Annotated in this window: 19 protein-coding genes and 1 other RNA gene; 10 read left to right on the forward strand and 10 right to left on the reverse strand. The window is 73.8% G+C overall.

The window, feature by feature from the left end; all coding sequences use genetic code 11:
- Window positions 1–15: 15 nt before the first annotated feature.
- Window positions 16–276, reverse strand: a complete 261-nt coding sequence (locus OG946_RS12390) for a YciI family protein (protein WP_326796171.1) — start codon at window positions 274–276, stop codon at window positions 16–18.
- 24 nt (window positions 277–300) lie between these two features.
- Between OG946_RS12390 and OG946_RS12395 the strand changes: the two genes are divergently transcribed.
- The 3 genes from OG946_RS12395 (at window position 301) to OG946_RS12405 (ending at window position 3,165) form a co-directional block, all read left to right on the forward strand.
- Window positions 301–1,023: a Crp/Fnr family transcriptional regulator gene (locus OG946_RS12395; protein WP_326796172.1), complete on the forward strand. Its 723-nt coding sequence runs from the start codon at window positions 301–303 to the stop codon at window positions 1,021–1,023.
- A 212-nt stretch (window positions 1,024–1,235) separates the two neighbouring features.
- On the forward strand, window positions 1,236–2,384 hold the full coding sequence (locus OG946_RS12400) for a PP2C family protein-serine/threonine phosphatase (protein ID WP_326796173.1): 1,149 nt from the start codon (window positions 1,236–1,238) through the stop codon (window positions 2,382–2,384).
- A 115-nt stretch (window positions 2,385–2,499) separates the two neighbouring features.
- A complete protein-coding gene (locus OG946_RS12405; protein ID WP_326796174.1) occupies window positions 2,500–3,165 on the forward strand; it encodes a hypothetical protein in 666 nt (221 codons plus the stop codon).
- A 431-nt stretch (window positions 3,166–3,596) separates the two neighbouring features.
- Here OG946_RS12405 and ssrA read toward each other — a convergent pair.
- The 5 genes from ssrA to ftsE all read right to left on the reverse strand — a co-directional run bounded on the left by ssrA (window position 3,597) and on the right by ftsE (window position 7,475).
- Window positions 3,597–3,966, reverse strand: a transfer-messenger RNA (tmRNA) gene (gene ssrA, locus OG946_RS12410).
- Window positions 3,967–4,077: 111 nt separating this feature from the next.
- Entirely contained in the window at window positions 4,078–4,557 is a 480-nt protein-coding gene (gene smpB, locus OG946_RS12415; RefSeq protein ID WP_047016032.1) for an SsrA-binding protein SmpB, read from the reverse strand.
- Window positions 4,558–4,574: 17 nt separating this feature from the next.
- Complete coding sequence (locus OG946_RS12420) at window positions 4,575–5,690, reverse strand: S41 family peptidase (protein WP_326800232.1); 1,116 nt, start codon at window positions 5,688–5,690, stop codon at window positions 4,575–4,577.
- Between the two features lie 153 nt (window positions 5,691–5,843).
- Window positions 5,844–6,755, reverse strand: coding sequence for a permease-like cell division protein FtsX (gene ftsX, locus OG946_RS12425; protein WP_326796175.1), 912 nt, complete (start codon window positions 6,753–6,755; stop codon window positions 5,844–5,846).
- A gap of 30 nt (window positions 6,756–6,785) precedes the next feature.
- Window positions 6,786–7,475, reverse strand: coding sequence for a cell division ATP-binding protein FtsE (ftsE, locus tag OG946_RS12430; protein ID WP_047016035.1), 690 nt, complete (start codon window positions 7,473–7,475; stop codon window positions 6,786–6,788).
- Window positions 7,476–7,691: 216 nt separating this feature from the next.
- On the opposite strand from ftsE, the gene OG946_RS12435 reads away from it, so the two are divergent.
- Window positions 7,692–7,889, forward strand: a complete 198-nt coding sequence (locus OG946_RS12435; RefSeq protein WP_101424267.1) for a hypothetical protein — start codon at window positions 7,692–7,694, stop codon at window positions 7,887–7,889.
- Window positions 7,890–8,091: 202 nt separating this feature from the next.
- Here OG946_RS12435 and OG946_RS12440 read toward each other — a convergent pair whose 3' ends face one another.
- The 4 genes from OG946_RS12440 to OG946_RS12455 all read right to left on the reverse strand — a co-directional run bounded on the left by OG946_RS12440 (window position 8,092) and on the right by OG946_RS12455 (window position 13,632).
- Window positions 8,092–8,868: a hypothetical protein gene (locus OG946_RS12440; RefSeq protein ID WP_326796176.1), complete on the reverse strand. Its 777-nt coding sequence runs from the start codon at window positions 8,866–8,868 to the stop codon at window positions 8,092–8,094.
- 305 nt (window positions 8,869–9,173) lie between these two features.
- A complete protein-coding gene (gene prfB / locus OG946_RS12445) occupies window positions 9,174–10,295 on the reverse strand; it encodes a peptide chain release factor 2 (protein ID WP_326796177.1) in 1,122 nt (373 codons plus the stop codon).
- Between the two features lie 63 nt (window positions 10,296–10,358).
- Entirely contained in the window at window positions 10,359–11,759 is a 1,401-nt protein-coding gene (locus OG946_RS12450) for a serine/threonine-protein kinase (protein ID WP_326796178.1), read from the reverse strand.
- A gap of 139 nt (window positions 11,760–11,898) precedes the next feature.
- Window positions 11,899–13,632 (reverse strand): serine/threonine-protein kinase, encoded by a 1,734-nt coding sequence (locus OG946_RS12455; protein ID WP_326796179.1) that lies wholly within the window; start codon window positions 13,630–13,632, stop codon window positions 11,899–11,901.
- 537 nt (window positions 13,633–14,169) lie between these two features.
- Between OG946_RS12455 and OG946_RS12460 the strand changes: the two genes are divergently transcribed.
- The 6 genes from OG946_RS12460 (at window position 14,170) to OG946_RS12485 (ending at window position 25,619) form a co-directional block, all read left to right on the forward strand.
- Window positions 14,170–18,309, forward strand: coding sequence for an FHA domain-containing protein (locus OG946_RS12460; protein WP_326800233.1), 4,140 nt, complete (start codon window positions 14,170–14,172; stop codon window positions 18,307–18,309).
- A 528-nt stretch (window positions 18,310–18,837) separates the two neighbouring features.
- On the forward strand, window positions 18,838–20,217 hold the full coding sequence (locus OG946_RS12465; protein WP_326796180.1) for an ABC transporter substrate-binding protein: 1,380 nt from the start codon (window positions 18,838–18,840) through the stop codon (window positions 20,215–20,217).
- A 22-nt stretch (window positions 20,218–20,239) separates the two neighbouring features.
- Entirely contained in the window at window positions 20,240–21,637 is a 1,398-nt protein-coding gene (locus OG946_RS12470; protein WP_326796181.1) for a carbohydrate ABC transporter permease, read from the forward strand.
- Entirely contained in the window at window positions 21,634–22,557 is a 924-nt protein-coding gene (locus OG946_RS12475) for a carbohydrate ABC transporter permease (RefSeq protein ID WP_326796182.1), read from the forward strand. Before OG946_RS12470 ends, OG946_RS12475 begins: the two co-directional genes overlap by 4 nt.
- Before the next feature lie 172 nt (window positions 22,558–22,729).
- Window positions 22,730–25,033 (forward strand): bifunctional glycosyltransferase/CDP-glycerol:glycerophosphate glycerophosphotransferase, encoded by a 2,304-nt coding sequence (locus tag OG946_RS12480; RefSeq protein ID WP_326796183.1) that lies wholly within the window; start codon window positions 22,730–22,732, stop codon window positions 25,031–25,033.
- A gap of 169 nt (window positions 25,034–25,202) precedes the next feature.
- Entirely contained in the window at window positions 25,203–25,619 is a 417-nt protein-coding gene (locus OG946_RS12485; RefSeq protein ID WP_326796184.1) for a hypothetical protein, read from the forward strand.
- The last annotated feature ends 14 nt before the right edge of the window (window positions 25,620–25,633 follow it).

Consider the following 25,633-nt stretch of genomic DNA (forward strand, 5'->3'; position numbering starts at 1 on the left):
GAACCTAGGTCGAGGTCAAGGGCCGACGACGGGGCTCCACTCGCGGACGCCGACGACCCGGACGCCGGGGGTGCGGTAGTACGGGTCGTCGGCCAGGAGCGCGTCGAGCCGGTCGCGGGTCGCGTCGAAGACGAGCAGGGCCCCGGAGTCGTCGGCCCAGGGCCCGGCGGCGAGGAGGACCTTGTCGCGGTGCAGCCGGGCGAGCCGCTCGCGGTGGGCGGGCCGGGCGGCGAGGCGGTCGGGGGTGGGGCTGAAGGACAGTTCGAGTACGAGCATGGGGGCGACGGTACGGTCGGGGGCGTGAGGGGATCTGTATCACCCGATACACCGGCGCCGGACGCCGAGCCCGGTGCGTGCGCCGTGCTGAGGGGCGTACCGCTGCTCCGCGGCCTCCCTCCGGACCGCCTCCGCGCCCTGTGGCGCGCCTCCGTCCCGCGGCGGTACGCCGCCGGAGGCGTCCTGCGCGCCGCCGGGGACCCCGCCGGGCACCTGCTCCTGCTCCTCGACGGCCGGGTCGCGGCCACCGTCGTGTCCGCGGGCGGGCGGGTGGTCCGGGTCGGGGCGTGGGCGGGGCCGTGTGCGCTGGACAAGGTCGCGGTGATCGACGACCGCGGGCACACCGCGACGTACACCGCCCTCACCCCCTGCACCGTGCGCAGCCTGCCCCGGGCGGACTTCCTCGCCCTCGTCGACGGCGCCGCCGCCGTCCGTGCCCACGTCCTGCGCACCCTCGCCGCCCAGGCCCGCGACCAGCAGACCCGCTTCACCGCGGCGGCGACCCTCCCCGCGCCCGCCCGGCTCGCGGCCTGGCTGCTCGACGAAGCCGCCCGCCGCCGCTCCCGCCGCGTGCCCCTCCCCGGCGGCCAGCAGGCCCTGGCCGACCACCTCGGGGTCACCCGCGTCACCCTCAACCGCGCGCTGTCCGGACTCCGCCGCGACGGCGTGCTGACGTACGCGCACGGCGAAATCGAGATCACCGCCCCCGAGACCCTGGCGCTGCGCGCCACGCCCGGCACCCGCTGACACAGCGCCGCGGAACGGGCCAGGGCCCGGCCGCGCCCGTCCTACGCCCCGGTACGAAGCGCGGGCCCCCCGGCCCGTATACGAGCGGCCCTCGGCCCCCGGCGGCCGCCCCCGCCCCCGATCGCCTCACGCGGTCGCGTCGCCTCCCCTACCATGACCTATCCTCGATAATCAGAACATAAGGAACAAACCAACCGAAGGACGCCACCACCATGCGACTCCCGCTCCGCGGCGGCCACCGCCGCGATGTCGGAGGCGCCGAGGACTCCGCCCCACCCGGCGCGTCCCCGATCCCGTACGTCCTGTACCCCTTGCTGATCATCGTCGTCGTCGCGGCCGTCGACCTCGCCGCCCCCTCCTGGCTGCGGACCGCGCCGCTGCTCGGCGCCGCGCCCGTCGTGGCCGCGGCGACCGCGTCGGTACGCATCACCGCCGTGACCGGCGCCGCCGTGATGGGCCTGACCCTGGTTCTGGACGTGACCAACGGCGTCCTGGGCCATATCAGCTCCGACATGATCCTCGCCGCCCTGGCCTCCGTGGCGGTGGCGAGCATCGCAGCGGCCAACATCCGGGAAAGACGCGAGGCCGAACTGAAGCAGGTCCGGTCCGTGGCCGGGGCCGCGCAGCGCGCGCTGCTGCGCCCGCTGCCGCCGCGGATCGACCGGCTCGCCCTGCACAGCGTCTATCTCGCCGCCGAGGCGGAGGCCCAGATCGGCGGGGATCTGTACGAGGCGCTGCCGACCCCGTACGGCGCCCGGGTGCTCATCGGCGACGTACGCGGGAAGGGGCTGCCCGCCGTCGGCGTCTCCGCCGTGCTGACCGGGTGCTTCCGCGAGGCCGCCTACCGGGAGCCGACGATCGGCGAGGTCGCCGGGCGACTGGAGGAGACCGCCCTGCGGGAGATCGCCCGGGACGACCCGTCGGAGGCGTACAGCGAGCGCTTCACCACCGCCCTGCTGGTGGAGATCCCGCCGGACGAGCCCGTCGCCCGCATCGTGCACCTGGGCCACCCCGAGCCGCTGCTCATCGACGGCGGCACCGTCACCAGCCACATGCCCGACCGGCCGGGCCTCCCGATCGGGCTCGGCGGCCTGGTCGGCACCCTGCCGGTGCCGCAGACCATCGCCTTCCGTCCCGGTGAGCGGCTGCTGCTCTACACGGACGGGTTCATCGAGGCCCGCGACGAGAACGGCGTCTACTTCCCGCTCGCCGACAGCGTCGCCCGCCACGCTGAGTGCGCGCTGGCCGACCTCGTCGCGGCCCTGCGCGCGGACCTGCTGCGGCATGCCGGCCGGCAGTTGGCCGACGACGCGGCGCTGCTGGTCATCGAGCGCCTGCCGGGCACCCCGCCACCGCTCTGACCGGGCGGACCACCTGCCCGTCCGAAAGCCATCGGTTCGCGACCATGCGCCATTGCCCGGGGCGCGGACTTGCTTGCATATTGAACGCACCGCAGACCGACGGTCCACCTCCCACATGCCCGCGGAGACCTCGATGTCCGGCGACCAGTCCGTCATGCCCGCGCTCGCCGCGGCCTTCGACGACCAGGACGCCGGCAAGGCCGTTGCCGCACTCGGCGAACTGCTCGAAAGCCCGGCCCCCGGCCGGCTCGCGGCCCTGTGGCACCCGCTGGGCTTCTTCCGCCTCGAACTGGCCGGGGACGAGTCACGCCGGCGGTACGCGCTGCACTGCTGGCCGCGCGGCGAACGGCACCCGGCGGCACGGACGCTGACCGTGCACCGGCACGCGTACGCGCTCGAAAGCCTGGTCATCGACGGGGAGTTACGCAACCGGCGGTTCGGCGCCGCGCCGGGCGGGGTCCGGGGGCCGCTGTACCGGGCGGAGGGAGGGGGACGGCTGTCCGTGCTCAAACGCACGGAGGAGGTCGCGGAGTTGGAGGTCGTGGACGACCGGCTGCTGGGCCCCGGCCGCTTCTACGCGGTGTCCGCGGCGGACTTCCACGAGAGCCGGGTGGCGGGCGCGGGGTTCTGCGTCACGCTGAGGAGGACGTCACCGAAGGTACGCCCCGGCGCCCACGCGCTCGGCGAGTTCACGTCCCCGCCGGTACTCCTGTACCGCCGCACGCCGGTAGCCGACACCTTGGTGACCCACCTGATGGACCACATCGGGAAACAGCGATGACAAAGGGGGTGCGGGGGCGAAGCCCCCGCCACGCGCGGCGAAGCCGCGCAGAAACGACGAAGGCGACCAGGCCCGCGCTCTCCGCACGCACACGTCACCGTCACCCCGTAAAGGGGGTGCGGGGGCGAAGCCCCCCCCACGCGCGGCGAAGCCGCGCAGAAACGACGAAGGCGACCAGGCCCGCGCTCTCCGCACGCACACGTCACCGTCACCCCGTAAAGGGGGTGCGGGGGCGAAGCCCCCGCCACGCGCGGCGAAGCCGCGCAGAAACGACGAAGGCGACCAGGCCCGCGCTCTCCGCACGCACACGTCACCGTCACCCCGTAAAGGGGGTGCGGGGGCGAAGCCCCCGCCACGCGCGGCGAAGCCGCGCAGAAATGACGAAGGCGACGAGGCCCGCGCTTTCCGCGGGCACACGTCGCCCATCGCCTTCGTGGAGATGGCGGGAATCGAACCCGCGTCCAACGGTGCAGGGACAGGACTTCTCCGAGCGCAGTCCGCTACGTTTTTCTCGGCCCCGGAGATCACGCGGACAAGTCTCCGACGGGCTCAGTCACTGTGGTTTGTCCTGCTACACCCCGTGACCGGGTCTAGCAGTGGAGTTCCCTAGCTGATGCCAGGATCCGGGTCGGGAACAGCCCCGGGCTGACACTTCGCAAGTCGCTACTTAGGCAGCGAGGGCGAAGGAATCGCGCTTGGGATTGGCGATTATTTGTTTCGGCCTGTGGTTAACGAGATCATGGCCGCTTCCTCGGCTCGCTTCTCCTGTTCCGACAGCCGCTGTCGAAACCGATCATCCCCATGTGGTGTTTTCAAGGTGCGCAGCCCACGAGGAGCCGCTGCGAACAGCCTACTGGAAGAACGCCGTGGCGTGCCACCGTATTCCACCCCGCAGCGCGCCGTCCGCGCAGGTCAGCCGCGGAACCTGCGGCGGGCCGCGGAGATCGCCTTCTGCGCCTCGCGGTTGTCCTGCTTCTCGCGCAGCGCCTGCCGCTTGTCGTACTCCCGCTTGCCGCGCGCCAGCGCGATCTCGACCTTCGCCCGGCCGTCCTTGAAGTACAGCGCCAGCGGCACGATCGTCAGCCCGGTCTCCTGCGTCTTGCCGATCAGCTTGTCGATCTCGGCCCGGTGCAGCAGCAGCTTGCGCTTGCGGCGCGCGGTGTGGTTCGTCCACGTACCCTGCGAGTACTCCGGGATGTGCACGTTGTGCAGCCAGATCTCGCCGCCGTCGAGATGCGCGAAGCCGTCGGCGAGCGAGGCCCGCCCCTGGCGGAGCGACTTGACCTCGGTACCGGTCAGCACGAGCCCCGCCTCGTACGTGTCGAGGATGAGGTAGTCGTGCCGCGCCTTCTTGTTCTGCGCGATCAGCTTGCGACCCGTGTCTTTACCCATAGCCGGGCCATTGTCGCCTAGACGCCGCTCCCGAGGCCACTCAAAACCGTCCGGGCCTCCTCCTCGGCGCTCCGGTCGCCGGTGGCGGCCAGGTCCAGGTCCGGGGTGACGCCGACGCCCTCCAGGCTGCGCCCGGCCGGGGTGCGGTACTCGCCGACCGTCAGCTCGGCGACCGAGCCGTCCGGCAGCGCCTTCGGCATCTGCACCGAGCCCTTGCCGAAGGTGCGGCTGCCGACGACGACGGCGCGGCCGCGGTCCTGGAGCGCCCCGGCCAGCAGCTCGGCGCTGCTCATCGTGCCGCTGTCGACGAGGACGACCATCGGCGTCCGGGTGTTCCCGCCCGGCTTCGCGTACAGCACCTGCTGGCGGCCCGCCAGGTCGTACGTCGCCACCACCCCGTCGTCGAGGAAGCCCGACGCCGCCTCGACGGCCTCCACGACCAGGCCGCCGGAGTTGCCCCGCAGGTCGAGGATGAGGCCGTCGCTGCCGCGGGCCTCCGCTGCGGCCCTGCGCACCTCGGCGCCGCTGCCGCGGGTGAAGCTCTCCACCCGGATCACGGGGGTCGCGTCGCCCGCGCCCTCGGGCTTGTCCTGCCGTACGGTCACGGGCTCGGTCGTCAGCTCCACCCGGCGCACGGGCCGCACCCAGCGCCGCTCGCCGCGCTGCAGCGCAAGCACCACCGTGCTTCCGCGCGCCCCCTCGCCCAGCTCGTCGCCGCGCAGCAGCGCGACGACCTCGGTGACCGGGCGGCCCGCGACCGGGGTGCCGTCGACGGCGCGCAGCGTGTCGCCGGCGCGGATGCCGGCCTCGGCGGCCGGGCTGTCCTCGCCGACCTGGGCGATCTCCATCCGGCCGGCCTCGTCGGTCTTGATCCACAGCCCCACGCCGACGTACTTGCCCGCCAGCATCTGCTGGAGGGACTCGTACTCGCGCGCGCTGTACGCCGTCGACCAGCGGTCTCCGCTGCGGCTGACCAGCTCGCCTGCCGAGTCGGCGGTGCCGCCCTCGCCGGCCCGCGGATCGTAGACCTGCTCGTCCGCGACGTGTCCCGTGAGCACCTTGGGCGGGCGCTCGGCCTCGCCGGGCCAGGACCCGGTGGCGGCGCCGGTGGCCAGGACGCTGACGAAGACCAACGTCAGGGAGGCCCCGCGGCGGAAGGCGCTGCGGGGCCTGTCGCTGTCAGTCGGGCCCGACATGCCGCTGAGTGTAGGACAGCGGCGGGTGCGGCAGGGGGAGTTGGCCCCGCTACTGCACGCACGTGGCCTACGCCACACCCGCCCTGATTGTCAGACCTTGAGGTACTTGCGCAGTGCGAAGAAGGCCGCGATACCCGGCATGAGCAGCCCGATCGCGACGACGAGGGGCAGCACCCGGATCACTTCGTCCCAGCCGATGAAGTTGATCAACAGGATCTTGTCGGCGAGCCAGTTGTCGATCAGGAAGTGCTTGCCGCCGACCAGCAGCACGGCCGCGAAGCTCGCGCCGATCAGCCCGGCGACGGCGGCCTCGACGATGAACGGCAACTGGATGTAGACGCTGGACGCGCCCACCAGCCGCATGATCCCGGTCTCACGCCGCCGGCTGAACGCCGAGACCCGTACCGTGTTGACGATCAGCATGATCGCCACGACGAGCATCAGCGCCATCACACCGATGGCCGCGTACGTCATGCCGTTGAGCAGGTTGAACAGGCTCTCCAGCACATTGCGCTGGTCCTGCACCTCCTGGACGCCGGGTCTGTCGGCAAAGGCGCTGGTGATGACCTCGTACCGCTCGGGATCCGTCAGCTTGACGCGGAAGGACTCCTGCATCTGGTCCGGCGTGAGGGAGGAGGCCAGCGGGGAGTCGCCGAACTGCTCCTTGTAGTGCTTGTACGCCTCTTCGCTGGACTCGTGGTGCACGCTCTCGACGACGTCGAGGGCCTTGAGGTCGTCCTGGATCTCCTTCTTCTGCTCCGCCGTGACCGCGCCCTTCTCGCAGTTGGGCGAGGTCTCGGCGTCCACTTCGTTGCAGAAGAAGATGGAGACGTTGACCTTGTCGTACCAGTAGCCCTTCATGGTGTCGACCTGCTTGCCCATGAGCCAGGAGGCCCCGAACAGGGCCAGCGACAGGGCCACGGAGACGATCACCGCGAAGGTCATCGTCAGATTGCGGCGGAGACCGACACCGATCTCCGAGAAGACGAACTGGGCGCGCATGCCCGTCCTTTCAGCTCCGGGGGCAGCAGCTCAGTGCTGGTATCCGTAGACACCGCGCGACTGGTCGCGGACCAGCCGCCCCAACTCGAGTTCGATGACGCGCCGGCGCATCTGGTCGACGATCTGCTGATCATGCGTGGCCATGATCACTGTGGTACCGGTCCTGTTGATGCGGTCGAGCAGCTTCATGATGCCGACCGAGGTCTGCGGGTCGAGGTTGCCCGTCGGCTCGTCCGCGATGAGGAGCATCGGCCGGTTGACGAACGCCCGCGCGACGGCGACCCGCTGCTGCTCACCGCCGGACAACTCGCCGGGCATCCGGTCGCCCTTGCCGGACAGTCCCACGAGGTCGAGCACCTCGGGGACGGTCTTGCGGATCTGCCCGCGGGGCTTGCCGATCACTTCGAGGGCGAACGCGACGTTCTCCGCGACGGTCTTGTTCGGCAGCAGCCGGAAGTCCTGGAAGACCGTGCCCAACTGGCGCCGCATCTGCGGCACCTTCCAGTTGGACAGCCGGGCGAGATCCTTGCCGAGCACGTACACCTGGCCGTGGGTGGTCCGCTCCTCGCGCAGGATGAGCCGCAGGAACGTGGACTTGCCGGAGCCGGAGGACCCCACGAGGAACACGAACTCACCGCGCTCGATCTCCAGCGAGACGTCCTGGAGCGCTGGGCGGTTCTGCTTGGGGTACATCTTGGTGACGTTGTCGAATCGGATCACGCTGGGCTCCCTGTCGCGGTCGCAGGTGACCTTACGCGAATGCGGCGGGGGCGCGCAGTCGCCGTGGGCGGTTGGTGCGTTTCGTCACGGACAAACCGCCCCGTGCGCCCGCGGGGAATCCGTTGACACGCGCCGATTCGGTCCGGACCTGGCACAGTGGTAGAGGGAGAAACGCAAGCGGCGGTGCACGGAGAGCGAAGCGGGAGGAGGAAGCACATGACACGCGACTGGCTGGTCTGCGCGAGCTGTGCGGGGCCCGTGAGCGAGGGCCGCTGTCCCGTCTGCCGGGCGAGCAGGGAGCGCATGCGCCAGGAGAACGGCTGGCGCGGCGTGACGCCGACGACGGTGTGGATACTGCTGGCGCTGCTGGCGGCCGTGGCGGCGGTGCTGTTCCTGCAGCAGCGGACGGCGTAGCGCGGCACAGTCCGCGGGTGGCGCGGGGGCGCGGGGCGTACGGCGCCCACGAAAACCGCGTATGTGATCTACGTCACATCACTTGACCGACGGTGCGTAACGAAGCACCGGAAACCGCCACACAGCGCTACGAAATGCGCGGAAGGGCCCGGAGCGATTCGCTCCGGGCCCTTCGTGTCGCCTGTGCGGCGGGTGCTACGGGTCAGGCAGCCGACTCGTTGCGGGTCATCAGCCGCGGCAGCAGCCGGAAGCCGACGCCGCCGGCGATGATGCTGGCCGCACCCACGAGCAGGTACGTGGTGCCGCTGGAACCGGTGTCGGCGAGCTGCTCCTGCGGCTCGCTGTCGCCGGCCGGCGAGGGCTCGCTGCCGCCGGAGGTCGACTCGGCCTCGCAGATCACGCTGTCGCCGTCCAGCTCGCAGTCGGTGTCGCCGCCGCCGGTGCCGCCGGTGGTCTGCTGGCCGCCGCTGGCCTGCTGACCGCCGTCGTCGCCGGAGCCGCCGTCGTCACCGGAACCGCCGTCATCGGCACCGCCGTCGGCGGTGGTCTCGCCGGTGGTGGTCTCACCAGTCGTCTCGCCGGTGGTCTCACCCGTGGTTTCACCGGTCGTCTCGCCAGTGGTCTCACCGGTCGTCTCACCGGTCGTCTCACCAGTGGTTTCGCCGGTGGTTTCACCGGTCGTCTCACCAGTGGTCTCACCGGTCGTCTCGCCAGTGGTTTCGCCGGTCGTCTCGCCAGTGGTCTCACCGGTCGTCTCGCCGGTGACCGCACCGGTGGCGCCCTCGATGAGGCCGGCGACCACGCCGCCGGCGTTCCCGTCGCCCTCGTCGTTACCGGACTTGACCGAGACCTCGACACGCGTGTCGCCACCGTCGTCGCCGGTGGCCTGCGCGGCCCCGGCGGCGGCGAGCGAGGCTCCGCCGGCGATCAGCGCGCTGGCGGCGACCCGCGCCACCCGTACACGCACCTTGTTCGTCATTGCTCGCTACCCCCAGTAGCCGTACTCGTCAGTGGGCTGGCGTCGGTACGGGGCCTGTTCGCGGCGGGTTTACCCCCCTGAGTCACACGAACCCCACACACCTGCAGAAAGCTCGGCGGCAAGCCTCTCGGGTATTCGCTGGAGCGTCAAGCGAGTTGAGACGGGGTTGTACCTTTTTCCGGTCAATGTCCGGGGTAAGTGGTGCACGACTGTGACACTCGCACCGGGACCCGCAACGCCCGCGGTCAGCCGTGGAATTGCAGCGGCAGGACCGGTCCGCGGACGCCTCCGGCGACCGGCGGACATCAGCCCTCGGCGGCCGCCTGCTCCTGCTGCTTGCGCCAGCGGATGCCCGCCTCCAGGAAGCCGTCGATCTCGCCGTCGAGCACCGCCTGCGGGTTGCCCACCTCGTGCGTCGTGCGCAGGTCCTTGACCATCTGGTAGGGCTGCAGCACGTAGGACCGCATCTGGTTGCCCCACGAGCCGGCGCTGTCGCCCTTGAGCGCGTTCATCTTCGCCTGCTCCTCCTCCTTGCGCTTGGCGAGCAGGCGGGCCTGCAGCACGCGCATGGCGGCGGCGCGGTTCTGGATCTGCGACTTCTCGTTCTGGCAGGAGACGACGATGCCGGTCGGCAGGTGCGTGATGCGGATCGCGGAGTCCGTGGTGTTGACGGACTGGCCGCCGGGCCCAGAGGAGCGGAAGACGTCGATCCGGATCTCGTTCTCCGGGATCTCGATGTGGTCGGTCTGCTCCACGACGGGCAGCACCTCGACGCCGGCGAACGACGTCTGGCGGCGGCCCTGGTTGTCGTACGGGGAGATACGCACCATGCGGTGCGTCCCCTGCTCGACGGAGAGGGTGCCGTACGCGTACGGGGCCTTCACGGCGAAGGTCGTCGACTTGATGCCGGCCTCCTCCGCGTACGAGGTGTCCAGCACCTCCGTCGGATAGCCCTTGTGCTCGGCCCAGCGCAGATACATGCGCTGCAACTGCTCGGCGAAGTCCGCGGCGTCCACGCCGCCCGCCTCGGCGCGGATATTGACCATCGCCTCGCGCTGGTCGTACTCGCCGGACAGCAGCGTGCGCACCTCCAGCTCCTCGACCGCGCGCCGGACGGCGGTCAGCTCGCCCTCGGCCTCGCGCTGCGTGTCGGCGTCGCCCTCGCTCTCGGCGAGCTCGAAGAGGACTTCGAGGTCGTCGATCCGCCCGCGCAGCTCTTCGATCTTGCGCAACTGGCCCTGCAGGAGGGAGAGCCGGCTGGTGACCCGCTGCGCGTTCTCCGGGTCGTCCCAGAGGGCGGGGGCCGCTGCCTTCTCTTCGAGCACGGCGATGTCGGCCCTCAGCCTGTCGAGGTCGAGCACGGCCTCGATGGAGTCCATGGTGGAGCCGAGGGCCTTGAGCGATTCGGATACATCAGGTGCTGCCACCCCACCAGAGTACCGCTGCGCGCTCCGACCGCAGGTGGCGCGTATCCGCGGATCCGGGCGGAGTCAGGGTTCCGAGGTGGTGGAGCGGTCGCCGCCGCCGCTCCCGCCCCCGCCGTCGTCGCCGCCGCCCGACGCGACCAGCCAGCCGCCGACGCCCGCGAGGGCGACGACGGCCGCGGCGACCGTGAGCTTCAGCCGCTTCGCACGCGTCGTGGTCGCGCGGGCGGCACGGGCCGAGCCCGGCCGCGGCTGGCCGGCCAGCCGCGGTACGCGCGCGGTGCCGCGGGCGCCGCCGGCCAGCTCGTCGGCGCTGGGCATGCGCATGCTCGTGTGGGTGTCCCGGTTGGAGTCCGGGGCCGCGGACCGTACCAGCGGCACCGAGCCGCGCAGCGGCCGGCCGCCGGCGCCGGTCACGCCCGGCTCGCCCGCGGTGGCGAGGGCTCCGGCCGGGGCCGCCTCGCGGTCGCCGCCCAGCCGCATCGTGTGCGGCGACCGGCCGCCCGCCTCGTCCGCACCGTCCGCCGACTCCTCCACGTCCAGCGGCGGCAGCCCGTCCAGGTCCGGCAGTATCTCGCGCAGCCTGGCGGCCAGCTCCACCGCCCGCAGCCGCGACGCGGGCGCCTTCGCGAGGCACTGCAGCAGCAGCTCCCACAGCTCGTCGGGGATGCCGGGCAGCGGCGCGACGGTCTCCGTCACGTGCCGGCGCAGCACGGCGCCCGGGTGGCCGCCGCCGAAGGGGGTGAAGCCGGCCAGCAGTTCGTACAGCACGGTGGCCAGGGCGTAGATGTCGACGGCCGCGCGCGCGGGCAGGCCCTCGACGATCTCCGGGGCGACGTAGTCGGGGGTGCCGATGACACGGCGCTGGGTCGGCACCCGGGTGCCCACGGCGGCGCCGCCGCGCCCGCGGGGCGCGGTGGGGGTTCCCCCGCGCCCCCCGGGCGTAGGGGGCGGCTGCGCCGCGCGGCTGGGGGCGTCGATGAGCTTGGCGACGCCGAAGTCGGTGAGCAGCGCGGGCGGCGCGCCGCCCGCGCCCGCGGGGGCGTCGGAGTCCAGCAGGACGTTCTCGGGCTTGACGTCCCGGTGTACGAGGCCCACGGCGTGCGCGGCGGCCAGGGCCTCCGCGATGTCGGCGGCGATGGCGACGGCGGCCTGCGGGAGCAGCCGGCGGTCGCGCTCCAGCCGGGTACGCAGGTCCGTACCGCGGACGAGGTCCATGACGAGCGCCAGGTCGCGGCCGTCGACGACGAGGTCGCGGACGCCGACGACGCGCGAGTGGTCCAGGCTCATCAGCGCGGCGCGCTCCCCCAGGAAGCGCTCGACCAGCTCCCGGTCCTCGGCCAGGTCCTCGCGGAGCAGCTTGATGGCGACCGGCCCGTCCGGGCCCTCGCCGAGCCACACCGTGCCCGCGCTGCCGCGTCCGATCACCTGATGGGCGGCGTATCGGCTGCCGATTCTGCGTGCCATGACACAAAGCTACGCGGCGGCACGGACGTTGGGTGCCGGACCGGCCCGGAAACCCCACGTGGGTGTCGACTTGTCGGCATGCTCACAGGCCAGGAGGCGGTTCGGGGCCCGGACGGCCCTTGTCGTCACCGGTCTTCGGTTACTGGTCCGCGCCGTTCTTCAGGCCGTTGAGGCCGTCCTGGACGTCGTTGACACCCGAGTCGATGTCGTCCTTCGTCTTCTGGGCGTCGTCGGCTGCGTCGTTGAATTCCGAGATCCAGTTCTTGAGGTCGGTGGCCCAGTCGGTCATCTGGTCCCAGAAGCCCTTGCCGTCCGCGATCCAGTCCTGGACGGGGGTCAGCTCCCAGATCAGCCACGAGCCGACGACCAGGATGAGGACCGTGAACAGGCAGCCCTTCAGGCAGCCGAGCCCCGGGATGCGCATCGGGTTCGCGCTGCGCCGCCGCTGGCGCGGGGGCTGCGGCGGGGGCGCGGGAGGCTGCGGGCGGGGCTCGTAGCGCTGGGGCGGCGGCTCGCGGCGCTGCGGCGGGGCGGCGTACGCCTCGGGCGGCGGCTGCCGGCGCTGGACGCGCCGCGGCGGGCGGCGGCGCAGCGGGTCCTCGCTGGGATCGAGGTAGCCGATCTGCTGGGTCTGCTCGCCGCGGTCGCGGGCGGCGCGCATCTGGGTCTCCCAGGGGTGCGGGCCCTCCGGCTGCGGCGGCCCCTCGGTGACGGGCATCACACGGGTGCCGTCCTCGGACCCGGGGGCGCCGGATCCCTGCTGGCCGTGCGCGGCGGCGGCGCCCGCGGCGGCACCGGCCGCGGCTCCCGCGGCGCCGGCGGGCAGGACGCTGGTGGCGGCGTTCGGGTCGTACGCGCCCTGCTGCCCGGGGGCGCTGCCGCTGCCCCCCGGGAGGACCTGCGTGGGGTCGGACGCGGCGACGCCGGTGCCCGGGACCTGCGCGGGGTGCGGGTCGGCGGCGAGGAGCGCGGCGACGCCGAGGGCGGCGGTCGCCTGCTCGGGAGCGGCGCCGGCGCCGATGCCGGCGGCCACGGTGCGCAGCCCGCGGGCCAGGTTCTCGGCGCTGGGGCGTTCGTCGGGGTTCTTGCGCAGGCAGGACTGGACGACGGTCCACATCGGGTCCGGCAGGCCCGGCGGGCGCTGCGCCTCCTGGTTGAGGTGCTGGTGGAGCACCTCCAGGGCGGAGGTGCCGCCGAAGGGCGGCCGGCCGGTCAGCAGCTCGTACAGCAGGATGCCGGCACCGTAGACGTCCACGGCGGAGGTCTGCGGGCGGCCCTCGGCGGACTCGGGCGCCACGTACGCGGGCGTGCCGACGAACTCGTGGGCCCGGGTCAGGCCCGGGGAGTCCGCGAGCCTGGCGATGCCGAAGTCGGTGAGCATCGGCTGCATGCGGCCGACCCCGTCGGGCCCGGTGCTGCCGGCGAGCAGCACGTTGGCGGGCTTGAGGTCGCGGTGGACGATGCCGTCGGCGTGGCTGGCGGCAAGCGCGTCCGCGATCTGGGCGGTGAGCAGGGCGGCGCCCACGGGCGTGAAGGGGCCGTTGTCGCGCAGGTAGCGGTGCAGGTCGGGACCGTCGACGAGGTCCATCACCAGGGCCAGCAGATCGCCCTCGACGACGAGGTCGCGGGTGCGGACGATGTTCGGGTGGGTGAGGCGGAGGAGCGCGGAGCGCTCCCGCAGGAACCGCATCACCACGTCGGGGTCGCCTGCCAGCTCCTCCTTGAGGACCTTGATGGCGACTACCTCGCCCGGGCTGCCCGCCACGGCGGCTTCCGCCCCCGCCGTCTCGCGCTGGCGGCCGCGCCACACGGTGCCCGTGGCGCCGCGCCCGAGCGGCTCTTCGAGGAGGTACTTGCTGCCTACCGGCCGCACGTCATGCGCTCCCTGGTCGTGATCGTTCCTGCCGGCCCGCGGACCGGTCGGTCCGTGCGCCATCTGCACCACTCTAGTGGCGTCACCGCGGCGCCCGCCGGGGTCGGGCGGGACCGGGGGTCCGGCTTCCCGGTCCGCCCCTGGCCACCGGTTTTCCGGAAGGCGCCTCCTGTTTTGTGCCGTGCCCCCGCCCCTCGGGTGCCAGGGTCGCCGTGCTCGTCCCCGTACCCCCTGCGGACCCCGTACCCGTGCACGGCGCCGTCTCACCCGTGCCGTACCGCCGTATCGCCCGTCCGCGGTCGTTCCGTGACGCCTGTGGCAAGAAAGGACGTCAACCACCCGGTCACTGGTTGCCCCGTAGGGCTGACGAAGGCGTCAACAATGGTCCGTAACGGCAACTTTTAAGTCGGAGTCGGGGCAGGAAGCGGCCATACAAGATCCGCCAACACCGGTCTCGCAGCGGGCTGTCGGTGGGAAGTGGGAATATGACGGCGGCCCTCGAATCGGCCCTGCCCAGGGAAGGGAGCGGTGACCGGCATGCAGATCCGGCTGACCGTCCAGGCGGCGCGCGGCGGCGGCGCCGCCCGCGGTCGCGATGTGATCGTCACCGCACCTGCCGGCACGACCCTGGGCGCCGTGGCGGGCGGCCTCCTGGACGCCGCCGCGGCCGCAGCGAGCGGCGGCGGGGGCACCGCGGGCGGCACGGGCGGCGGCGCGGGCATCGCGGTCTACGCGGGACAGCGGCTGCTCGACCCGGATCGCACCCTCCTCGGCGAACCCCCGCTGGTCGACGGCGCGGTCCTGAGCCTCGGCGGCCCCGCGGACCCGGGCCACGGCCAGCCCCCGGCGGCCGGCGCGGCGGCGGTCACCAGCCTGCGGGTGGTGGCGGGCCCCGACGCGGGCGGCGTCCACCTGCTGCACGGCGGCCAGGTCCGGATCGGCAGATCGGCCGACGCCGACGTCCCGCTGGACGACCCGGACGTCTCGCGGCTCCACTGCGCGCTGACGGTCGCCCCTGACGGCGGCGTCACGGTGTCGGACCTGGGCTCCACGAACGGCACGACGATCGACGGGGTGGCGGTGGGCACGACCCCGGTGCCGCTGCGCGCGGACGCGGTGCTGCGGGTCGGGGAGTCGGCGCTGAGGATCACGGCCGGGCCGGGTTCCGGGTCCGGGCGTACGGGCGCGGGCAGGGCGGAGCACGGGGGTGGACCGGGGTCCGGGTCGGCGGAGCACAGCCGGGTCCCGGAGCAGCGCGGGCCGCAGGATCAGGGCACGACGACGGCGGGCCTGGGCAGCGGCTGGCCGGCGGGCGGCGGCCCGGAGTACGGAGACAGCGGGACGGACCGGGCGCACGGCGCCGGGTACGGCGCCGCGGAAGCGGACCATACGCACGCCGGTGCACACGGGGTGCACGGCCGGACGGACTCCGACATGGTCCACGGGGACGGAGACGGGGCCGCACGCGGCTCCGCCGCGGCCGGCCCCGCGTACGGCGAGGGACACGAGACCCCCGGCCGGAGCGGACGGGGCACGGGAGCGGATCCCGGATATCCGGACCGCCACGTCGCCTCCGGCCGGAACGGCCCCAGGGAGACGGGCCCCGGATACGACGGCGGGCACACTTCCCCCGAACAGACAGGACCCGGCGCGGGAGACGACGACGCACACGCCGCCTCCGGCCCCGGCGGCCCCGCCACGGGGGCGCCCGGGTACGGCGGAGGGCGCGCGGACGCGGGCCCGAGCGCGCCGGGCACCGGCGAAGCCCGTGGCGAGGCGCCCGCCGCGCAGGCGCGCGGGCGCACCGCCGCCGAAGGGGCGCGTGCACCGGGCGCCGCCGCCCCGCGCAGGAGCGGGACGCCGACGCGGGGCACGCTCGTGCCGCCGGAGCTGCAGTCCCGCGGCGGGGCGGCGGGAACGGCTTCCGTACCGCAGCCGCCGCGGCGCGGTATCCGGGCGTGGGCCCGGAGGCTCGGCGGCCGGGAGGAGGCCGCGGAGCTGGCGGCGGCCGCCCCGGCCACGGCCCGTACCGCCGCCGGGCCCGGCGGGACCACCGACCTGCACGAGCGCTACCCGGACGCCGCCACCGTCCTGCTCGCGGCCCTGGCAGGCGAAGCGGCGTACCGGCCCGGCTTCCTCTACGCCCCGGACGACACCCCGGCGCACCACCCCGCGCACCCCGCCGACGCGGGCGGGTTCCCGCACCCCGGCACGGATGCGGGCGCCCCCGCCCGCTCCGGAGACCCCGCACGCCCCGGTGCCGCCGACACCGCCGCGGGCATCCCCGCACAGCCGGGCGCCCCCGCGGGCACCACCCCGCGCGCGGGCGGCACCGCTGGGCGGGGACCCGTGTTCCGGCGCGGGAGTGGGCACGCCGACGCGCTCGTCGTACGGCTGGGGACCGAGTTCCGCCCCGGGGGCGGCACCGCTCCGCTGACCGTCGACCTGCGGCGGGCCGGGTCGCTCGCGCTCGCCGGGCCGCGCGGGCGGCTCGCCGGGCTCGCGCGTTCCGTCGTGGCCCAACTCGCCGCGCTGCACGGGCCCGACGTCCTGGAGCTGGTGCTGATCGCCGCCGACCCGACCCGGCCGCACGAGTCGCGCGTCGAGGACTGGTCGTGGGCCGGCTGGCTCCCCCACGTACGGCCGCGGCAGGGCCAGGACTGCCGGCTGCTGCTCGCGTACGACCGGGAGCAGGCCGCCGCGCGCGTGGGCGAGTTGCAGCGGCGGGTGGAGCAGCCGGTGCCGGGGACGCGCAGCGTCGTCGTCGTCGACGGCGATCCGGGGACGGCCGCCGTCCGCGACGCCGTCGCCCGGCTCGCCGAACGCGGGCCCGCCGCGGGCGTGCACCTCGTCTGCCTCGCCGAGACCGCACCCGCCACCCCCGCCTCGCCGTTGACCGCGACGTACGCTGCGGCCGCCGGCGTGGCGCCCGGCTTCGCCGCCTGCGGCGCGGTCGGGCTGCTCAGCGGCGACGTGGCCACCAGCCTGCGGCTCCTCCAGCGCCCCGCGGCGGCAGCACCGGACAGTGCCGCTACGGAGCCGGCCGCCCCCGGGGTCGCAGCACCGCCGCCCGGGCCCGCGGAGCCGCCCGCGGCCGGTCCGTACGACGGCGCCCACGACGACCCCGCCGGCGGCGGCTCCTCCCCCGCGACCGCCTACGGCACCGGCCGCGCCCGCCTCGGCGGCGACGGCTATGCGGGGCCTGCCGAACCCGCCGCGGCCGGCGGCTGGTTCGGGGCCGCCGCCTCCGGCCCCGCCGCCGCGGGACCGGCGGGAACGGTCGACGCCGTGTCGGCCGCGTGGGCGGAGCGGCTGGCCCGCGCGCTGGCCCCGTACGGCGAGCGCGACGACGCGGACGGCATCCACCCCGCCCGCCGCGGTGCCCTCCCCGGAGCCGTACGCCTCCTGGACGAGCTGGACCTCGCCCGCGCCACCCCCACCGCGCTCACCGCCCGCTGGCTGGAGTCCCGTTCGGGCGCCCCGCGCGTGGGCGCGGTGCTCGGCGCGGGCCCCGCCGGGCGGCTCATGGCCGACCTCGCCGCCGGGCCGCTGGCGGTCGAAGGCGCCGCGCGGGGCGGCAAGTCGGAGCTGCTGCGCTCGTTCGCCGCCGCGCTGGCGGCCGGGGAGCCGCCGGAGCGGCTGCAGTTGGTGCTGGTCGACGGCGCGGGCCGGGAGCGGGGCGACGCGCTGGGCGCGGCGGCGGACCTGCCGCACGTCTCGGGGTATCTGGTGGCGTCCGACCCGGTGCGGATGCGGGAGTTCGCGCAGGAGCTGTGGGCGGAGTTCAAGCGCAGGGCCGCGGGGTACGCCCCGGGAGGCGAAAAGGCGCCGCAGGGCCCGGCGATCCCCGGCCCCCGCCCGGCGGGCGACCCGCGCACGGGCGGCGCGGCGGACATACAGGCCGCGCAGAGCAACACGCTGCGGCTGCGCCCCAGACCCGCCCCGGAGGAGACACCGGCGACGGGAGCGCGGGCCGAGTCCGGCCCGGTGCCGGCGGCCAGCGCGGGAGCAGGGGCACAGACCGGAGCAGGTGCGGGTACGGAAGGCGCCGTCGGCGGCCGTGCGGCCCCGCCCCACGGCACCCGGATGCCCGCACCGCAGCAACGCCCGGGCACCACACCGCCGCACGGCACCACGGCGCCCGCCCCCGTGCCCGCCGGGCGGCGGGCCGCGCCGCCCGCCGTCGTGCTGGTCGTCGACGACTACGACGCCCTCGTGGCCCCCGCCCTCGGCAGCCCCGCGCGGCCCGCCGCCGGATCCGTCGTCCGCGTCGTCGAGGCCATCGCCCGTGACGGCGGCCCGCTCGGCATGCACCTCGTCACCGCCTCCGCGCAGCCCGAGGCGACCGCCGCCACCGCCGCCGTCTCCGGCGCGGCGCACCACGTCGTGCTCGGCGGGGACGATGTGCCGCCGGGGCGCGGGCTGTTGCGCGCCGCCGGGGCGGAGCCGGTGCCGTTCCAGGCGGCGCGGGTCACCGGCCGGATCCCCCGTACGGCGACCGCGCGGCCCACCGTCGTGCCGCTGGAGTGGGCCCGCATGGGCTCACCCCCGACGAGCCGCCCCCTGCGCGAACTCGGCAACGGGCCCACGGACCTGGCCCTGCTCGCCAGCGCCCTCCAGCGCGCCGCGGGCACCCCCGCCCCCCAGCAGGACGACACCCGCACCCCGTCCCCGTAGCCCCGCGGCCTCCGCCCCCACCGGCCCGCGCCTTCGCCCCACGGCCGCACAGTCGGCACGTACGCCTCTCGCACGCTCCGTACGCGCCCGCCCGCGCACGCTGCTGCCCTCAACGTCCCACTCGCACCATCCGCCCCACCCGTCCCCCCAGCAACAATCTGCCACCCCTCGCGTCTCCGCCGTCAACGCACCGCAACCGCTCTCCCTCCAACGGCCGAACTCTCCCCCCACGCTCCACGACCGCACTCACTTCTCTTCAAACCACCTCCCACCAGCGGTTTTTACGCCTCCCCCCGTATTTATCCCGCCCAGGCCCGCCTTCACATTCCGAACGCTCCCCTGTCACGGACGGATCACGAAACGGCCGCTGACGGGGATTGCGTACGAAGCGCTATTGCGGGCCCGCCGGTCCGGGCGTAGGACATACCCCACAGCATTTCGCACCGGTAAAACGGCACAGGCCTCGCGGGGCAGGTTTGTGCCGGTACGGGACAACCCCATCTGCCCCGCGTTCCTGGGGAGGCTGGGATGCGCAGTTCGCTGCATACACTGCAGCAGGTAAGAGTCGTGCGGGCCGCGGTGGCGATCGTCGCCGCAGGTGCTCTCGCCGTGACAGCCGCCGGGTGCGGCGACGACGGCGACGACAACGGCGGGGACGGCGGCAAGGCGGACAAGTCCGGCGCCGGCGTCACGCTGCCGAAGTTGGACGGCGAGTCCCTGCGCGTCGGCGCCGTGTGGACGGGGCCTGAGCAGAAGAACTTCGAGAAGGTGCTCGACGGCTTCGAGGAGCAGACCGGCGCCACGGTGGAGTACGTGCCCACCGGTGACAACGTCGCGTCCTTCGTACGGACCCAGGTCGCGGGCGGGAAGCCGCCGGACGTCGTGTTCGCGCCGCAGGTGGGCGTGTTGCAGGAGTTCGTCAAGGAGGGCTGGGCGAAGCCGCTGGACGCCGCCGCGAAGAAGGAGCTGGGCAAGAACTTCTCGCAGGGCTGGCAGGACCTGGGCGCGGTGGACGGCGAGCAGTACGGCGTGTACTGCAAGGCGGCCAACAAGTCGCTGGTCTGGTACAACACCACGGCCTTCGAGAACGCGGGCGCCCAGGAGCCGGAGGACTGGCAGGGCTTCATGGACACCGCGCAGCTCGTCTCCGACTCCGGCGTGCCGCCGGTGGCGATCGGCGGCGCGGACGGCTGGACGCTCACCGACTGGTTCGAGAACATCTACCTCTCCCAGGCGGGCCCGGAGAAGTACGACCAGCTCGCGGCGCACGAGATCCCGTGGACCGACCCGTCGGTGAAGGACGCGCTGACCACCCTCGGCGAGCTGTTCGGCGACGACACGCTGATCGCGGGCGGCCAGAAGAAGGCGACGAAGATGGCGTTCCCGGACTCGGCGATCGCCCCGTTCGCCGACCTGGAGGACCCGAAGGCCGCGATGGTCTTCGAGGCCGACTTCGTCGGCGCGTTCGTCAACGAGACCGACGCGAAGGTCGGCGAGGACGCGAAGGTCTTCCCGTTCCCTGCGGTCGGCCCGGACAAGCCGGTCGTCACCGGCGGCGACGCGGCCGTGACGCTGACCGGCTCCAAGGGCGCGCAGGCGCTGCTGACGTACCTGTCGTCCACCGAGGCGGCGGAGGCGTGGGCGGCGCCCGGCGGCTTCGTCTCGCCGAACAAGAACATGGACATGGGCGCGTACCCGAACGACGTGCAGCGTGAGATCGCGCAGGCGCTCGTCGACGCCGGGGACGACTTCCGGTTCGACATGTCCGACCAGGCGCCCGCCGACTTCGGCGGCACCGCGGGCAAGGGCGAGTGGAAGGCGCTGCAGGACTTCCTGGCCGATCCGAAGGACGTCGAGGGCGCGCAGCAGGACCTCGAGAAGGCCGCGGCCGCGGCCTACAAGAGCTGACGGACGGAGCAGGGAGACCCTGATGTCGACCTCGTCGGCGGGGGGTGCGGCGGAGTCCGCCGCCCCCTCCCCCCTCGCCCCGCCGGGCAGCAAGTCACAAGAGTCGGAAGAGCAGAAGCAGAGCAAGCCGCCGAGGTCGGTGGTACGGACCAAGAGCTGGATCACGGTGGCGTTCCTGCTGCCCGCCGTGGTCCTGCTCGGCGCCCTGGTGCTGTATCCGATCGGGTACTCGGTCTACCGCAGCCTCTTCGACGTCTCCGGCGACGAATTCATCGGCCTGGACAACTACACCGAGCTGTTCAGCGACGACCGCATCCGCACCGCGCTGCGCAACAACCTCATCTGGGTGCTCGTCGCGCCCGCGGTCTGCACCGCGCTGGGGCTGATCTTCGCCGTCCTCACCGAGAAGGTGCGGTGGGGCACGGCGTTCAAGATGGTCGTCTTCATGCCGATGGCGATCTCGATGCTGGCGGCGGGCGTCATCTTCAGCCTCGTCTACCAGAACGAGCCGGAGCGCGGCGCCGCGAACGCGGCGTGGACGACGATCCACGACACGTTCAGCGACCCCGCGCCCTGGCCGGGCGCCCGCCCGCGCCCCAACGCCGATCTGAAGGGTCCCGACAAGGGCCCCTTCACCAGCAAAACGACCGTCAGCGCCGGGCAGACGGCGCTGCTGCCGCTGGTCGCCGTGAAGCCGCAGGACGCGGCCGGCGAGCAGCCGGCGGCGAAGCCGCAGGCCGCGGGCGACGGCGTGAGCGGCACGGTGTGGCTGGACTTCAAGCCCGGCGGCGGCGAGCCCGACGTCGTCGACAGCGGTGAGAAGGCGCTGAAGGGCATCAAGGTCGAGGCGGTCAAGGACGGCAAGGTCGTCGCCTCGGCCACGACGGCGTCCGACGGTACGTTCACGCTGCCGGCCGCGGCCGACGGCGCCCAGTTGCGGCTGCCCTCCTCGAACTTCGCGGAGGCGTACGGCGGCGTCGACTGGCTCGGCCCGTCGCTGGTGACGCCGGCGGTGATCGCGGCGTACGTGTGGATGTGGGCCGGGTTCGCGATGGTGCTGATCGCCGCGGGGCTGGCGTCGGTGCCGCGGGAGCTGATGGAGGCGGCGCGGGTCGACGGCGCGAACGAGTGGCAGGTGTTCCGGCGGATCACGGTGCCGGTGCTGGCGCCGGTGCTCGCCGTGGTGCTCGTCACGTTGATGATCAACGTGCTGAAGATCTTCGACCTCGTCTACATCATCGTGCCCAGCGCCCGGCTGGAGGACGGCAACGTGCTGGCCGTCGAGCTGTTCCAGCAGGCGTTCGCGGGCACCGAGCCCGACCTGGGCGTGGGCAGCGCGATCTCCGTCGTGCTGCTGCTCCTCGTCATCCCCGTGATGATCTTCAATATCCGCCGCCTGCGAAAGGAGTCCGGCCGATGACCACCGCAGCAGCGGCGGAGACCGCACCGAAGCCGGAACCGCAGAAGGCGAAGGCCGAGGCGCCGGCGAAGGAGTCCCTCGCCGCCCGCATCGGCCGGTACGCGGGCGGCGGCGCGGTCCGGGCGTTCCTGGTGATCGTGGCGTTCCTGTGGCTGACCCCGACGGTGGGGCTGCTGATCTCGTCGTTCCGGGATCCCGCGGACATCGCGACCACCGGCTGGTGGAAGGTCTTCGGCGATCCGGGGCAGCTCACCACGGACACGTACGACGCGCTCTTCGGCAACGACGACGTGATGGGCGCGCTGCCCACCACGATCTGGATCACCGTGCCGTCCACGCTGCTGGTGGTGGTCATCGGCGCGCTGGCGGGCTACGCCTTCGCGTGGATGGAGTTCCCCGGCCGGGACTGGGTGTTCCTCGCGGTGGTGGGCCTGCTGGTGGTGCCGGTGCAGGTGGCGCTGATCCCGATCGCGTCGCTGTACCGGGATCTGAACCTGTTCCACACGATCACGGGCGTGGTGCTCTTCCATACCGCGTTCGGGTTGCCGTTCGCCATCTTCCTGTTGCGGAACTTCTTCGCGGAGATCCCGCGGGAGCTGCTGGAGGCGGCGCGGATCGACGGGGCGAGCGAGCTGCGGCTGTTCTTCCGCGTCGTGATGCCGCTGGGCGGGCCCGCGATCGCGGCGCTGAGCATCTTCCAGTTCCTGTGGGTGTGGAACGACATGCTGGTGGCCCTGGTCTTCGCCGACCCGGGCAAGCCGCCGCTGACGGTGGCGGTGCAGCAGCAGACGCGGCAGTTCGACAGCAACATCGAGCTGATCGCGTCCGGCGCGTTCATCTCGATGATCATCCCGCTGGTCGTCTTCTTCGCCTTCCAGCGGCAGTTCGTGTCCGGCGTGATGGCGGGCGCGGTGAAGTAGGCGCGTACGCGCTGAGGCGAGCGCACCGAAGCGATACGGCCGTCCGGGTGGATCACCCGGGCGGCCGTACTGTCGTAAGGCTGAGCGCGTGGGGCCGCCGTTACGGTGGCGGATACCAGAAATAAGGACATTCCGACCAGCGGACTGTCCTTCCGCCGCCGCCCGCCCAGGGATGTGTCCCGTGCCCCGGTTCAGCGTCATCGTCCCCGCGTACAGGGTCCAGGCATATCTCGACGAGTGCCTGGAGTCCGTGCTCACGCAGTCCTTCACGGACGTGGAGGTCATCGCGGTCGACGACCGCTCCCCCGACTTCTGCGGCGAGATCATCGACGCCGCGGCAGCCCGCGACCCGCGGCTGACCGCCGTCCACCTGAGCGCCAACGTCGGCCTCGGCCGCGCCCGCAACGCCGGACTGGAGCGCGCCACCGGCGACTACGTCCTTTTCCTCGACGGCGACGACACCCTCGTCCCCGGCGCGCTCCAGGCGATCGCCGACCGGCTCGCCGCCACCGCGGACCCCGACGTCCTCGTCTACGACTACGCGCGCACCTACTGGGACGGCCGGCACGCCCGCAACGTCCGTGCCGACCTGCTCGCCGAGCGCGACCCGCAGGTCTTCCGGCTGGCGGAGCGGCCGGAGCTGCTGCGGCTGCTGATGGTGGTGTGGAACAAGGCGTACCGGCGGGACTTCGTCGCCGCGCAGGGCCTCAGCTTCCCGCCCGGCTACTACGAGGACACCCCGTGGACGTACCCCGCGCTGCTGTCGGCGGAGCGGATCGCGGTGCTTGACCGGGTGTGCGTGCACTACCGGCAGCGGCGGTCGGGCAACATCCTCGGCACGCCGGGGGAGCAGCACCTCGACGTCTTCGAGCAGTACGAGCGGGTGTTCGCGTTCCTCGCCTCGCGGCGGCTGGAGCGGTGGCGGCCGGTGCTGTTCGTGCGGATGGTGGACCACCTGACGACGATCTTCAACAAGAGCGAGCGGGTGCCGCGGCACAAGCGGGCGGAGTTCTTCCGGCGGGCGCGGGCGCTGTACGTGCGATATGGGGCGGGGTCGGGGGCGGAGGGTGGCGTACGGGCCCGGGGTGACGCCGGCGGTGCGGTACGGGCAGGGCGCGGGGTACGGGCCCGGACGCGGCATCTCCTCGTGCGGCTCGGCACCGGGCGCGCGTTCCAACTGCTCGGCGCCACCGGCCGGCTCCTCTCCCGTACCCGCGACCTCGCCGCCCGCGCGGCCCGCCGCGCCCGCACCGGCTGCGGCCTGCTCTACTACCGCCTCCAGCTCCGCCTGCCCCTCGACCCGCACCTGGCGGTCTTCGCCGCGTACTGGTACCGCGGCTACTCCTGCAACCCCGCCGCCCTCGAAGCCAGGGCCCGCGAGCTGGTCCCCGGCCTCGCCACCGCCTGGATCGCCCGCCCCGGGTACGCGCACACCGTGCCGCCCGGCGTACGGGTGCTGCGCCCCGGCTCGCGCGCCTGCCACCGCGCCCTGGCGCGCGCCACGTACCTCGTCAACAACGTCAACTTCCCGCAGTACGTGGTGAAGCGCCCCGGCCAGATCCACGTACAGACCCACCACGGCACCCCGCTGAAGAAGATGGGCCTGGACCTCGCCGACCACCCGGCGGGCGCGGCGGGCATGGACTTCGCCGCGCTCATGACCCGCGTCGACCGCTGGGACTACAGCCTCTCCGCCAACCGCCACTCCACGCTGGCCTGGAGCCGCGCCTACCCGGCCGAGCACACCACCCTGGAGTACGGCTACCCGCGCAACGACGCCCTCGCCGGGCCGCCCCTCGCGCCCGCCGCGCGCGCCGGGTTGCGCGCCCGGCTCGGCATCCCCGAGGGCGCCACCGCCGTCCTCTACGCCCCCACCCGCCGCGACTACCTGCCCGGCCACGTCCCCGCGCTCGACCTCGGCGCCCTCGCCCGCGCGCTGCGCGAACGCGGCGCGCACGTCGTCCTGCTGGCCCGCGCGCACTACTTCCACGACGCCGCGCCCGCCGGCGCCCCGCCCGCCGGCGTCCTCGACGTCACCGCGCACCCGTCGCTCACCGAGCTGTGCCTGGCCTCCGACGCGCTGCTCACGGACTACTCGTCCGTGATGTTCGACTACGCCCTGCTCGGCCGCCCCATCGTGATCCACGCCGCCGACTGGGAGGCGTACCGGCTCGCGCGCGGCACGTACTTCGACCTCACCGCCGAGCCGCCCGGCCGCGTCTGCCGCACCGCCGACGAGATCGCCGGCACGCTCGCCACCGGCGCCCACGCGGCCCCCGCCGCCGCGGCGCAGCTCGCCGCGTTCCGGCGCCGCTTCTGCCCGTACGACGACGGGCACGCCGCGGAGCGCGTGGTCCGGCACGTCTTCCTGGGCGAGGCGGGATACCCGCCGCTGCCGGGGCCCCGGGGAGTGGCGCGGGGCGTTCCGGGGGTGCTGCCGCGGCCGGCGGGGAGTGCGGTGGTGCGCAGCGAATGACGGAGGTGCGGAAGCGGGGCGTACGGGGACGGCGGCGCGAACCCCGGTCGTACGAACAGCGCGGCAGCCGGTCGTACGGGCAACGCAGGCACGCACACCGCAGACACGGCAGCCGGACGCACGCACACCCGGCGCAGGCAGTCCCGACGCACGGAAGCCGGAGGTACGGATGACACAGACCCGCAGCGAGCGACCCGCCGCCCCGTCAACGGCGCCCCCCGCCACGGGAGTCGGCCGCCCCCGCCAAGGTCCCGCACGGCCCGGCCCCACCCCCGCCTACGCCGCGGACGCCAACGGCGCGAAGCCCCGGCAGCCGTGGCTCGTACGCCGCTACCGGCGCGCGGTCCCGCGGCGCGTGCGCCGGCTCGTCGTCCTGCCGAGCACGGACCCGGCGGCGATGGCGGCGGCGCTGTCGCCACTGACGGAGCTGGGGTACGGGCTGCACCTCATCCACCCGGAGACGCCGTGGCACGCGCACGACGCGAAGAGCTACGCGCCGCACGGCGCGCCGGGGGCGCCGCCCCGGCCGCGGCGCGGGCTGGAGGCGCGGCTGCCGCGGATGTGGCGGCAGGCGGTGGGACGGTGAACGGGGATCCGGCA

It is taken from the genome of Streptomyces sp. NBC_01808, from assembly GCF_035917395.1.
GTDB lineage: Bacteria > Actinomycetota > Actinomycetes > Streptomycetales > Streptomycetaceae > Streptomyces.